At 61.7% G+C, this 13,741-nt stretch carries 5 protein-coding genes; 4 read left to right on the forward strand and 1 reads right to left on the reverse strand.

Annotated features, from left to right (window positions below; all coding sequences use genetic code 11):
• Nucleotides 1–40 precede the first annotated feature (40 nt).
• The 4 genes from VL688_09915 to VL688_09930 all read left to right on the forward strand — a co-directional run bounded on the left by VL688_09915 (nt 41) and on the right by VL688_09930 (nt 13,313).
• A complete protein-coding gene (locus VL688_09915; GenBank protein HTL48358.1) occupies nt 41–10,318 on the forward strand; it encodes an ROK family protein in 10,278 nt (3,425 codons plus the stop codon).
• 69 nt (nt 10,319–10,387) lie between these two features.
• Nucleotides 10,388–11,119, forward strand: a complete 732-nt coding sequence (locus VL688_09920; protein ID HTL48359.1) for a response regulator — start codon at nt 10,388–10,390, stop codon at nt 11,117–11,119.
• 45 nt (nt 11,120–11,164) lie between these two features.
• Nucleotides 11,165–12,232, forward strand: coding sequence for a CehA/McbA family metallohydrolase (locus VL688_09925; protein HTL48360.1), 1,068 nt, complete (start codon nt 11,165–11,167; stop codon nt 12,230–12,232).
• A complete protein-coding gene (locus tag VL688_09930) occupies nt 12,189–13,313 on the forward strand; it encodes a hypothetical protein (protein ID HTL48361.1) in 1,125 nt (374 codons plus the stop codon). Before VL688_09925 ends, VL688_09930 begins: the two co-directional genes overlap by 44 nt.
• On the opposite strand, the gene VL688_09935 is transcribed toward VL688_09930, so the two are convergent.
• Nucleotides 13,270–13,741 (reverse strand): hypothetical protein (locus VL688_09935; GenBank protein ID HTL48362.1); only part of this gene is annotated, 472 nt, incomplete at its 5' end. The genes VL688_09930 and VL688_09935 overlap by 44 nt on opposite strands.

Consider the following 13,741-nt stretch of genomic DNA (forward strand, 5'->3'; position numbering starts at 1 on the left):
CTGGTACCAGCACGGCGACGTCAGGACCATCCGCAACCGCGTGGTCGCGCGTCACCTGGATCCGGCCAACAACACGATTCTTTTCAAGGAAGAACTGGAAGTCCTGGACAACGACGGCAAGCCCATTCCGCTGGGCAGCGATAACGGCGTCGAGAAGGGCAACAAGCGGCGCACGGTTTACATCATCCAGAGCATCGCGCCTTTCCTCAAAATGAAGATGGACCTTGGCGTGGCGGAAGACTTCAACCTGAGCGACGCGGCGCTTGCCGAATTGAAAGGCATGAACAAAATCGCGGAAACGCTGATCGAAAGCCTGGCCCAGGCCAATGCCCGCAAAGCCGAGATCGAAACGACGCTGATCCGGCTGAAGGCCGAGCGTGTCGAAGCGGAAGACGACATCGCACAGACGCGCGGGGATTTGCAGGCCAATCAGGAGCGGGTCGCGATGCTGACGCTCGAAATCGACCGGCTCGAAAACGAAAACGAGGCGCTGCGGACGGAGATTAACGGCTACCAGACGCTGCGCGCGGACAACCAGCGGCGCATGGACGAAATCTGGGGCGGCGGCCACTATCCTTTCGGCGTGAGAGAAACCAACATCGAACACACCCTTCGTTATACGGAAGCCAATCACCGCGCGGTCGAAAAGCTGCGCGCGGAAGAGCAGACGCTCATGGCTGCCCGGGCAAAAGAAATGAAGACCCACGCGCTTATGGCCAGCGACGCGGCTCGGCTGGAAAAGGCGCTCGGCGCGCTTCCTCAGCCGCTGCGGGGAGAGGTCGAAGCCAAGGTGAAGGCGTCCAAGCAGCAGCCTCTGCCTGCGGAAATCACGCAGATGCCCGACAGCCCGGCCAAAGACCTCCAGACTCTGGATTTCCAGGCAGGCGTGCTTCGCGACCTGCTCGCGCCCATCACGGACGCGCAGCTCACCGACGAATTGAAAACCTGGGTTGTCTTCAGCGAAAAGATCAAGGCCTTCAAGGACATCATCACGCGCCGCCACAAGCAGATGGCCGTTTACATGGACCGGCCGTTTGCCTATTGGATGCTGCAGTCGGCCAAGGCGCACAAGCAGGAAAGCGGCAAGCGCGTCGTGGTGTTCGGCATTTACGGCGGCGCGGGCACGGGTAAGACGACGGCCACGGGAATCCTGCGCGACGAACTTGCGCGCGGCTTCCTCGACAAGGGCTGGTACCCGAATTCCGGCGCGGCCAATCGCATCTGGGTGCCTCTCAACAAACGCGTCAATTACATGGGCTCCGACCCGCATCTGAAACCCGGCGCGGACCTGCGTTACGTCAAGACGGCCGCGGGCCGCTACTCGATCATCAGCGGGCCTCCGATTTACAACGACAAGGAAATGGAACGCATCCTGCGCGGCATCATCGAAGGCGCCGAAGTCCTTGCGCCCGCGGATTCGGACGCGCCGTACAGCCCGGCCGGTTCCACGTTCGACGAAATGGCCAAGACCGGCCGCCGCGTCATCATCGGCTCCGTGCTCGAAATCCTCGTGATGGACAAAACTGTTTTCGGCCTGAGCCCCAGCATCGAGCCCATGGTCGACGAAGTCGTGCCCGTCGTTTTCGAAAACGATCAGGACCGCCTGCGCCGCCGTTACTTCCGCGATGCCATGCCCAAGTGGGCCGGCGGCGCGAGAGCCGACACGGAAAATTTCGTGGCCGGCGACTTTGCGCAGAAGCAGATCCTCGAAGGCCTGTGGTACATGCTGCCGATGGTGATGAAGCGCGCCGAACGCGGTTCGGTCAGCGTGTGGTATCACGATACGAATAAACTAATGACCGCCCGCCCGAAAGGCAGCCCGCGTCCGGAACTGCGTTCTCCCGCGCCCGCGGCAGCGCCCACTGCCATCCGCCAGATCGCGGACCGCGCGCGGCAGGAAATTCTTTTTGCGGCGTCTTCGAAGCTGGAGGTCCAAGCCTCGGAGAAGGAAAGAAGGCGCCTTGCTTCCCGCGGCCTGGCCCATGCGGTCGCCGATTATGCCGACGTGTTCATGAACCGCCGCCCGGAAGGCACGATGAACCGCCTGACGCGCGAGACGCTGGCCGTTCCCGGAAATTTCCCGGGCATCGCCCTCAGCAAGAATCCCGCGGCCCGCGCCGATGCGTACCTGCCTTTCGGCAGCACGGCCGAAGTCACGCAGCGGTTCCTTAAAGCCGCCGCGGATGCGGAAGAGCTTGCCGCTTTTACGGCCTCGGCCGGCAGCACCGTTTCCGATCTCGAAAGCCTTGCAAGTCTCGCCATCGAAATCATGCTCGAGCCCAAAGACGCGACGTGGGACGACGACATCCACGCGGATGCCGCCCGCGAGCTCAAGGGTATTGCCGAAGCCGCGCTTGCGCTCCAGTCGCTGCTCCTGAACCTGTATTCCCGTCCTGAATTTGCCGCGAACGAAACCGCGCGCGAAGCCTGGCTGGCCTTGATTGCCCGCCTCGCGGCCCTCGCGCCCCAGCTCTCCGCGGCGCTGCACCAGGGCATCGTGAAAGAACGCAAAGACCTGTACTTCGACGTGACGCGCAAATTCATGCGTGACGCCGAAGGGCTCGAAGCGCTTGAAAAGCGGGCGTGGGATCTCCGCGAATCCGCGGACGCGGCTTTTGATTCGCTCGCGCTGATGAGCACCAGAGGCCTTCCGCTGTTGAACGGTTTCATCCAGAAGGGCCTCTTGAAAGACGGCAAGCTCGAAGCCGCGCAGCGGGCCGTGGAAAATCTCGAACAGAACCTGAAGAGCGTGACTTCCTCCAGAGCGGAGTTGCGCACGGTTTCGCGTCCCGGCATCACGCCCGAAATCGCGGCGTACCTTGCCAGCCCGTTCAATCTGATGAAGCGCGGCGAAAACGGCGGCGTGATCCTCGAAGGCAAAGACATTGCCGAAGCCGGCGATCTTTTCGCGGCCGAATGGCTGCGCGCCATCCAGGAACGCCTCAAGACGATTCCGGCGCAGGAAAAAGTGATCAGCCACGTGGCGACAGGCAACACGCCCTGGATCGCCTACACCAAGGCCGCGGAAATCCTCAAGAACTGGAATTCGGCCGAGGCCCAGGCGTGGCTCACGAAGTACGGCCTCGATACCACGGCGAAGCCGGACATGGCGCGCGTCATCGTGCACCCGCTGGACGCTCTTTTCCCGCAGAAGCGGACGGATTATCACGCCTTCGCCAACATCCTCAACAATATGTTCGAGAGGCTCGGCATCCCGCAGGAAAACCGCCGCCTGTTCTATGGCGACGTGGCCGATTCCACCGGGAAGGCCATGAGCGATGCCGACTATGCGAAGCTCATGCAGTCCATCCAGAAGAACGGCCTTAAAATCGACGAGTTCCTGAAGTTGAAGACTTCGGGCGCCGATGCGGCGGCTTATAAATCCGAGTTCGACGCGTTCCCCGAACAGCTCGCATTCCTCGAAGCCTTTTACGCTTACTCGCGCGCCATGGCCGACGAGATCAAGGCGCAGGGCGGCGCCCACATCTTTATCTCGGGCGTCGGGCCGAATTACGAAGGCAAGGGCCACATCGGCTTCATGGAAGGGGGCACGCCGTTCGACCAGGGCCTGCTCATGGGCCTTGTCGGGTTCCACATGGCCTCCGACCACATGAAAGAAGACGGCGGCATGGCGAAACTGTGGTCTGACGCGGGCACGAAAAAATACGGCTTTGTGACGTACGGCTTCGACGAACTCCTGAAGCGTCCGGACGTGAAGGTCCTCGGCATTGCGACCGGCATCCAGAAAGCCGAAGCGCTGCGCCGCGGCATCGAAACCGCGCCTTCCGTGGAATATCCGATCTCGCGCCTCCAGAAAGAAAACGTCGTTTGGGTCGTGGACAAATTCGCGGCGCGCAACCTGCGCTACAAAACCAATTTCTGGGATTTCCAGGAACTGAAGCAGGCCGATTGGACCGAAGCCCGGATCGCGAAGCTCTTCACCACGCTTTCGCTCCAGGTGAAGAAGCCGGTCGCGGAACTCACGCCCGAAGATCTCTTCAAGTCCGAAGGCGGCCAGAACGCGCCGATCATGAGCGTGCGCCGCGCCAACTACGCAACGCTGCTGCAGGGAACGGCCGGCGCCAGCAACACCGAAAAATGGAACAAGCTGCGCGACGGCGTGGCCGAACGCATCCGTGCTAATCGGATCACGTCCGCCGAACTTTCGCAGCGCCTGGGCCTGAAACCCCGGTCGCACATTACCTTTATGAACCCGCACCTGGATGACGACATCCTCGCCATGCACACGCAGATCGCGCAGCTGACGCGCGAAGGCCACCAGGTGTCGGTGTGGTACACGGCGCCGGGCTACACGGCCGTGCACTCGACTTACGCTTACCACGTTCTCGACATGATCGCGGGCTCCACGGATCTTTTGAACGACCTCGAATACCTCGCTTCCACCGCGCGCGACGAAGGCGCTTTTGCCCGCCTGGAAGCGGACCTGTTGCAGCGGCTCATCCGCTCGCTGAAAGGCACGAACATCAACGCGCCTCTCGCGGCGCATGATTACGATGTTTGGAACCTGGAAAGCGCCGACGAACAATTTTACCGCGCGCGCCTCTTGCTGCTCCGCCTGTTCCATCAGAAGCCCGCGCTCGCGGCGAAGCTGCAGACGACCGAACAGTTCCGCGCCTTTGTGGCGGCGCTCAGGGCTTACGACGCGGGCCGGCCCGGATGGGGCAGCGAAGACCTTGACGTGATGAAAGACATCAAAGTCATCCTCCGCTTCGCGGAAGCGCAGAGCTCGCTCATGGAAGCCGGCGTGCGCTACGAAAACATCCACTATCCGATGAACGCGACCTGGTACGGCACGACGCGCAGCGGCACGGTCAAGGAACAGGACGTCGAAGACGTCGTGGCCGCGCTGAGGCACGACAATCCGGATCTGGTCATCCTCCCGAACGAAGAGTTCGGCGACATGGGCGCGCACGACAGCACGAAGCGCGAAACGTTCAAGGCCATCATGAAGCTGAAGGCCGAAGGCAAGACCGTGAAGGCGCTGGGCTACCGCGGCGTGTGGGACAGGACGCCGGCGACGGGCCTGGCCAACCAGGTTTCGATCCTGCACACGGCGGATGAACTGAATGCCATGGACTTTGCTTTCGAAGCGCATTTCCGCACGCAGTCGCGCGGGCGCCAGCCGGTTCCGGATTCCGGATTCGAAGAGCCGATGTCGTTCTCCAAGCAGGTTCTCATGAACGCCCGCCTCACGCGCGATGAAAGCGTCGCCCTCGGCGGCCCGCTGGATGCGAGCGTCGAAGGGGTGCTCAACTTCAATTATTATCTGAATTTCGATGACGCCGCCGTGCAGGCGGAAATCAGCGGCATGCTCGAAGAGCTCGACGCGGTCCGTCCGTCGGTCGAGCGCGCTTCGGCGACCGCGGTCAACGGCCCCGTGCCTTACGGCAAGCTGTCGTTTGCGAACGTGGCCCGTCCTCTTGCCCGCGTGGGACTGGACGTCGCCGACGTGCTGACCTGGAAAGAAATCCAGCGCACCGGCCTTCTGAACGAAGCCATCGGCGGGTTCCGCGACCTCGAGGCGTGGGAAAAACATTATGAAACGCTCGCGGCCCAGGCGGCCCAGGGCCAGGCCGTCGAAATCAAAATTTACCTGCGCGACGCCGCCGGCATCGTGCACGAAGAAGTGATCACGATGCCTAAGGATGCCCTCGAGCTTACGGCGCTCAATCTTGCCGAGCGCGTGGGCCTCGCGGCACGCATCGCGTCGCTCATCAACATCTACGGCCTCATCGTGGGCGCGACGGAAGTCGCGGTGGGCGTCTCCGACGAAACCGTGATTCCCGCCAGGACGCTGCTCGGCTGGGCCAAGGGCCTGCTGCCGGTTGCCTTCGGCATCTCGGAAACCATGGCGTCGTTCGGCAAGGGCATCACGTGGAATTTCGATGCGCCGAAACTGGAAAGCGCCGCTGCCGTGGAAGAAAAAGCCAAGGTTGCCGTGGATTACAATAAGGGCGAAGCCCTCGGCTTCGACGTGGGCGGCACGAACCTGAAAGTCGCGTACAAGAAAGACGGCAAGGTCATGTGGTTTGACGAAATCCCGCTGGAGAAGATGCCCAGGACTCCGCAAGGGCGCATCGATCTGGGCGGCTTCATTCAGGATTACATCGTCCGCATGGAGCACACCTACGGCACGACGCTGCGGGACAAACCCATCTACGTCATCGTTCCCGGCCCGGTGAATCCCGAAGGCGGCATCGTGGCCATGGTCAACCTCGAAACACAGTGGCCCGGCACGCTCGCTTCGTTCGAACGCCTGAAAGCCGCCGTTCCTACGGTCAAGTTCCAGAACGACGCGAACGCTTCTATCTTCCATCAGATCGCGGAACTCGGCCTCACCGGCAACGTGATCGGCGACACACTCGGCACCGGCATCGGCGGCGCCGTGGCCATCAACGGCAAGCTGCTTCCCGGACCCATGGAAACCCACGTGCGCAATTATTTCGGCGCCAATGCGGTTTTCCACGAAGGCTTCGGCATGCCGGGCGACATCGAATCGTATTCCAATGCTTCCGGCATCGTGCGCCGCGCCGCCCAGCTTTACGGCGAAAAAGGACTTACCGCTCCTTCCAGTCTGACACCGGCCATGCTGGCGCTCCGGCTCGAGCCTTCGAACCCTGACGTGGTTCTGGGTGAGATCGCGGTCCAGACTTTCCACGAGGCCGGAGCGAACCTCACGGCGTGGTACCGCCAGGTCGCGCGTGTCACCGGCATCAAGGAATGGGACGTCATTCACGTGGGCGGCATCGCGCAGGGCCGCACGATCGACAAGATTCAGGAAGGCGCGCAGACGGCAGCCGAAGCCGCGGGTCTGACGATCCGCCAGCACGTGGGCAAAGAATCCCCGCGCTCGGGCGCCATCGCGGCCGCCAACTTCAGCCTGCAGGACCAGCAGCTCGCCGCCGCTCCTAAATCAGAATTGCGCGTGAACGAAGAAGAAACCGTCGTCATCGTGACGCGCGTTCCGGCCAACGTGAAATTCGGCGTGTTCCTCGACCAGACCGTGCGCGGCCTGCTCGCGGCCGAAGGCCATGCGGGTGTCAACCCGCGCGAGTTCGCGGATGTCGTGTTCTACCGCGACGCGGTGCCCGGAAGCCCGATGATTCTCGGCAAACAGTTTCTCAACGATGCGCTGCCGGCCGGAGAACTGACGATTACTTATAAAGTGAAGCCGCAGGCCCAGGCCGTGGACCATGAGCTTGATACCGTGGCGCAGACGGCCTTCGCCAACACGCGGCTCATCCGCCGGCTTGTGACCGAAGTGCTCGCCAATTCGCAGCGCCGCGTCCTGGCCCGCGAAGGCCAGAACATCACGCCGTCTTTCCACGCGGGCGACCTGCTCTTCTTGAAAACCGCGGTTGCCGGACATTCGCCGCTTGTCCGCTATGTCGGGACGGAAAAACGCGATGTGACCTACGTGACAGAAAGCAACGCGACGGTCACGGAAAACCGTACAGTGGTCCTTGTGCAGTCGGTCTTTAAAGAAGGCGAAACGTTTGCGATCCCGATGACGACGCTCGGCAAAACCAAAGGCTTCGCGGCCCGCGTGCAGGAAAGCACGGTGGAACTGATTGTGCCGAACTCCCGCATCGCGGCGGCGATTCCGGCGGTCCTCAAAGCGGCCGGTACGGCTGTCGCCAATGCCGGCGTGCGGGAAATCGAACAGAAAAAAGTCTGGATCCGCCTCCGCCAGAACACGCAGGGCGAATTGCAGCTGCATGTTTCCCAGCCTGATGAAACTTTCACCATGCCGGAACGCACGGACGTCGAAGTCCCGTTCGCGGACGAATTGAATCCTCTGAAAGCCGTGGCCTACAATGCCGCGACTTCCGCAGGCGTTTTGGCGGAAGTGTTGAAGCCGGGCACTGTCCTCAAAAAGCCGCTCGTGGCTTCGGCGGACGGCTTGAACACCGAGCTTGCGCCGGGCGCGGTCCTTCATTTCGAAAAGCCGCTCGGCAATGTGCCGACGCTGGTCACGTTCGTGGCCGTCGACACCAAGCCCGTGAAGGTTGCCGCCGACCGCACGGAGAACAAGCTCGGCATCATCGTGAAATCCCTTTTCAACGACGGAAAACAGTATTTTCTGCCTTTCGCCAACCTGGTGAAGGCTCAGGGCCTCGAGCACGTCGTCAAGATCCAGCCGCAGTACGGCCAGGAGATCGAAGTGCAGCTGTCCTCGGGCGGAGCGGACCTGACCGTTGCCGATCATCCGGAAATCGCGGAGTTGCTGCGCGTCCTCAGCTGGGAAATGCCGGCGGATGCCATGCAGCGTCTGAACGTGCTCACGCCGGCCAACGACAAGGGCGGCTATGGCCCCCAGATCGCCGTACTGTTCAAGAAGGCGCGCCAGCGCATGGAAGTCAAAGTGCAGGCCGTGACCCAGCAGCAGCGCCAGGACGTGACGGTGTACACGCTCACCGATACCAAGACCGGTTCTTCTTTCGAAATCGTGCCGGCGTTCGGCAACAAAGTCATTTCTTTCCAGACACGCGTCAACGGCGACGACCGCGAAGTGCTGTATCAGCCGCAGGACCTTACCTGGGACGGCGGCATTCCGGTGCTGTGGCCGTTCGCCAACCGCATCCAGAACGGCAAGTTCACGTGGAACGGCGCCGAGCATGAGCTGGGCGGCGTCCCGGGCATGAAAGTCCTGCCCACAGGCCACGCCATCCACGGCATGATCGAAAGCGCGGACTGGATCGTCGAGAAGAGCGGCGAAGATGCCGAAGGCGTCTTCATCACGGCCACGCTCGACACGGCTCTTTATCCTTATATTATGGAACACTTCGGGGACGCGAAGCTGACGATGACCTACCGCCTGAAAGGCGCGCACCTCAGCGTTGAAACCACGATCCAGAACAAAGGCGCGGCGCCGATCCCGATGACGTTCGCGTTCCATCCGTGGTTCCGCATTTCCGAAGACCGGTCGCTGGTTTCCATACAGATGCCCGCCGCCGCGCGCTGGGCCGCGGACGAAGGTTTGATTCCGCTCCGCCAGGCGCCCGCCACGGTCGAAGGCGACGAGCATTTCGATCTGCGCGCCGGCAAAGTGATCGGCGGCGAACGCTACGACGACGTTTTCACGGGACTTGTTCCCGACGCGGAAGGCCAGGTCGTCACGACCCTGACCGACACCGGAAAAGACCATGTCATCCAGATTGCCCAGAGCGCCGAATTCGCGAACACGGTTTTCTATACGCCGGGGGACAAACCCACCGTGGCCATCGAGCCGCAGACGGGTTCGACCGATGCCATCAACATGCACAACGCGGGCATCGCGCAAGCCCATCTGACCGAACTCGCGCCGGGCGATACTTTCACGGGCACGGTTTCTTATACCGCCGCCGCGATCGCGCCCAAAGCCGAGCTGCGCGAAGCGCCGTCCGCGCTGCGGCTCCCGAACGAAGACTTCCGCCGCTGGCAGGAAGCGTTCCGCGTTGCGAAGCCTTACCTCAAAGATTACGACAACCGCCGCTGGGTGTCCGTGCACGTGGCCCAGGGCGTTTACGCTATTATCCCTTCGGACCTCGAACCGCAGATCCGCGAAGCCCTCGTGGAATTCCTGCAGCATGACCTGTTCTACTTTGATTATCCCGTGTCTAAACGCATGGGGACAGACGGCGCTGCGGCCCCGTCCCGCGTGACGGACGCCAGCTCGCTGACCGGCCTCGACATCTCGGTCATCGAAGGTATCGACGATTCCGAAAAGCATTTCCTCGGCGTGGCCGAAGCGCTTTCGCAGCAGCCCCACGGCTACGTGCAGGAATTCATGCTCTACGATTCGCCGGAAGAAGGCGAGCGCATGACGCAGGAAGCCGCGCGGCTTTCCCGGGAATTCAATGATGAATATCATTACGCCGGCTTTGCCGGACGCTACCGCCTCGAAGCCGTTTCGCGCAAGGAACTCGCGAGCCGGATCCGCGGCTCGATCGCCGATGTTTATAACGAAGCCCGCGGCGCCGGAAAATTGGCGAGCCTCGAAGAATTTACGCGCCACAACGTGACTTTCTCCAGCACGAACCGCAGCCTGCTCGCGCGCAGCCTCGCGAACATCGGCTGGCTCATCCACAAAGACTATCAAAGCCGCCGCCCGGCGTACGAAGCCATCCGCCGCGAGCGCTCTATGCGCCTTGCCGCGGGTCTCCTCGACGCGGAACTCATCCGCAAGCTCGACGAAGCCAAGAGCGTCCGGGTCATCCTCTCCGCCGTGCAGGAACTCATGCCGGACGTGGACCTCGTCGCGGTCCAGCTCTGGGAAGCCGAAGCCGCCCAGAGATGGTTCCACCGCAGCGCGTAATCCGGGCCTTTCGCGGGGCCCTGGCTTTCCTGCACTTAACTTTCGCCTGCTTTTCCCGATAGTTAGTCCATGCCTCAGCGAAAAATTCTCCTGCTGGACGGACCCCACAGCCCGTGGGTCGACATGCTTGCCGACTTTACGGACGACACCGCCTCGCAGTTCGAAAGTTTCACCGACGCGTCCACGGCCCGCACCGCTTTCCAGCGCAGCCCGCATGACCTTGCCTTTATTAATCCCGGTCTGATGACCCTTCCGTTTGCCCAGGCCTTGAGCGCGCGGCGGGGCACCGTGTCCGATTTCCGCCTGTTCGCGTTGGGGGCGAAACCGCCCAAGGACATCCCGTGGGATGGCGTGTTCGAGGCGCCTCCATCCATGGCGGATTTTCAGAAAAAACTTTTTACGCAGCTCCGCTTCCCGCAAAAACTGCGTGTCCTGGTCATCGATGATGAAGAAGAAATCGGGCGCATGGTCCGCGATTTTCTGGAAAAGCGGGTGGATCCCTCGTTCGAAGTCCAGTACGCGCCCAACGGAGAAAAGGGCATGAGTGAAATCCTGAAAGATCCGCCGGACGTCCTGGTGCTCGACATCAAAATGCCCTACAAAGACGGCCGCGAAGTCTACCGCGAAGTCCGGAAAAAGAAGATGCGTTTTCCCGTCATCGTTTTTTTTGACGCCATTTCCGGCGACGAGATGGCCGAGATGCGTAAGCACGGCAGCCCCGCGGTCGTGGAAAAAGGCGCGCCCCAAAGCGCCCTTCCCGAGCTGGTGGAGCTGATCAAGAAAATGTACTACTTCGCCTGAGCCCTGAGCATTGCCCCGCCGCGAGCGAAAAGGCATACTATTAATATGAAAAAGGCCTGTGCCGTCCTCGCTTTCCTGCTTCTTCCGGGCTGCGCCAATTTCCCCCGGGCGACTCATGCGCCCGCGGCCCCGGGAAACGTCTACCGCGGCGTTTACCACGTGCACACCGAATTTTCAAAGGACTCCCGCGTCTCGCTGCAGCAGGCGCTCGCGGCCGGACGCAAGGCCGCCTTGGATTTTGTCGTGATCACCGACCACAATAACCGCAATGCGGCGGCCGCGTATCAATCGAGGCCGAACAAAGAAGGCCCGCTTCTCATCATCGGGGAAGAAATCTCGACTCCCGACGGCCACCTGATCGCGCTTGGGACCGGCGAAGCCGCGCCCAAGGGGAAAAGCACGGAAGAACTCATGGATTGGATTCACGCGCGCGGCGGCTATGCGATGCTCGCGCATCCGGTGGGCAAGCGGAGCGCCTGGCAGCGCCTCGATCTCAAAGGCTATGACGGCATGGAGATTTACAATTTCGGGCACCGCCTTTACGCGCTCAATCGCGCCGCGACCGGCGCCGCGTTCGGATTTTTGCACACGTCCGCGTTTTTGAAACGGGCGCTCGACAGGCCGGACGACTCGCTTGCGGCCTGGGACGCGCAGCTCAGGAAAAGGCCCGTGGCCGCCGCGGGCGCGGCTGACGCGCATGTCCATTTCCGGATGCTGGGACTTCCGTCTGAGAGCCTGCTCATGATGTTTCAGGCCGTGACACTCAATGTTCTCGCGGACGCGCCGGACGAGCGCAAGATCGTGGACGCGATCGGAAAAGGGCGCAGCTTTATTTCGTTCGATACGCGCGGCCTTGCAAGGGATTTCAGATTTTATGCGGAGGCCGGCGGAAAGATTTATCAAATGGGGGACCGCGCCGCGGCGGGCATCAAAACATTTCACATCAACGCGCCCGGAACCGCGGAGATCCGTCTGCTCAAAGACGGAGATCTTTTCGCGGGATCGACCGGTCCGGGAATCGAGGTCGATACCGCGGACGCGGGAGTTTATCGTGTGGAGGTGACCAAAGATGGGAAACCTTGGATTTTTTCCAATCCCATTTACGCCGATTAACCGCGGAAGACGGAAAGGGCTCAGCGTTTTTCTCGCGGTCCTGCTGGCTTTGCAAAGCGGCTGCGCCGTGTGGCGGCCCCTGCATAAAGCCCCCGCGGCGCCCGCGCTTCCGCCGGGATACGAAGGCTATTACGATTATCCCAAAGGGGATTATCCGGAAACGCTTGTCCTCGAGGAAAAGACGAAAAGCTACGTCATGCGGCGCTACGAATTTCCTCTGAACCTCGCGCCCGAGCTTTATCCCGAAGACCCGCAGGCCCTGAAGGCCAGGACCGAAGAGCTTTTCAAGACGGACCAGAAAACCGCGAACGACCAGAAGCTCCAATACCTCAACCGCGTGGACCTTTATCTTCCCGCGAACCTCAAGCCCGGCGAAAAAAGGCCGGCCATTCTGATTTCGCCCATTCTCGGCGGCAACATGGTGGTCGATCATTTCGCGCGCTATTACGCGGGCCGCGGCTACATCGCGGCCATTGTGCACCGGAAAAAACCTTATCTCACGGACAACGCGCCGGACCTGGAAGGCGTGGAGCATTACCTGCGGTCTTCGGTGATCCGCCTGCGCGAAGCCGTGGACTGGCTGAGCGCAAGGCCTGAGGTGGACGCGGACCGCCTCGGCGCTTTCGGCGTGAGTTACGGCGCCATCCTCCACGCGGTGCTCGCGGCGGTCGAGCCGCGCATCCGCTACCACGTGCTGGCCATGCCCGCGGGGCCGCTGCCGGACGTGATTATCGAATGCCCGGACGCGATGCTGGCGAAACTCGTGCGCAAGGTTCACGAGGAATACGGCTGGCCGCGGGATAAAATCTACGGCGAGCTGAAAGAACATATCCGCACGGACCCCATCCTCTTGGCGCCGTACATTCCCAAGGACAAGGTGCAAGTTTACGTGGCGGCCTTTGACCGGGTCGTGGGCGCCCGGCGTTCTTTCGGCTTATGGAAGGCCATGGGCAAGCCGTCCTTGAAAGTGCTGCCGTTCGGGCATTATGGCGGAATCCTGGTGTTTCCGCTGCTCGAGACGCAGTCGTATCTCGCGTTCAGGAAGCACTTGAAGCCCGCGCCTCCAGCTCCTCGAAATTGAAGTGATAGTAGCCGCTGTCCACGGCTCTTTTGTCACCCTCCGCGTTGGCCACGCAGAATTCCGGAAACTCATAGACGACGCTTTGGATATTCGACTTCGGCGCGAGCTCGTGCGCGATGGATTGCGCGGTTTCGGTCGTGATCTTCCCGTAATTTTCCTGCACCAGATGCCCGTGCTTTAAATAGCGGATCTCGTACGCGCTTCCGGTCGGCGGTTCGAGGCCCGGCTTTTCCGGCTCTCCGCCCGAAGCGGTCTGCAATTCGCGGATCGTGGGATCGAGCGCGGGGTCCCCGCGGAAAACCGCCTGCGGCAGCGTGAAAGCGTACGCTGCTTCCTTTTCTTTCGGATCGTCGTCGCGGAAAAACGCGACGTGGCTGCGCGTGGCCTCCACGACCAGCGCTTCTTTTTTCACGGCGTCGGCGATCACG

It is taken from the genome of Verrucomicrobiia bacterium (assembly GCA_035495615.1).
GTDB lineage: Bacteria > Omnitrophota > Omnitrophia > Omnitrophales > Aquincolibacteriaceae > DATJFP01.

Bases quoted from the DNA above. Each gene is read 5' to 3' on its own strand.
- VL688_09920 (HTL48359.1), top strand. From the start codon at position 10,388: ATGCCTCAGCGAAAAATTCTCCTGCTGGACGGACCCCACAGCCCGTGG.
- VL688_09925 (HTL48360.1), top strand. From the start codon at position 11,165: ATGAAAAAGGCCTGTGCCGTCCTCGCTTTCCTGCTTCTTCCGGGCTGC.
- VL688_09930 (HTL48361.1), top strand. From the start codon at position 12,189: ATGGGAAACCTTGGATTTTTTCCAATCCCATTTACGCCGATTAACCGC.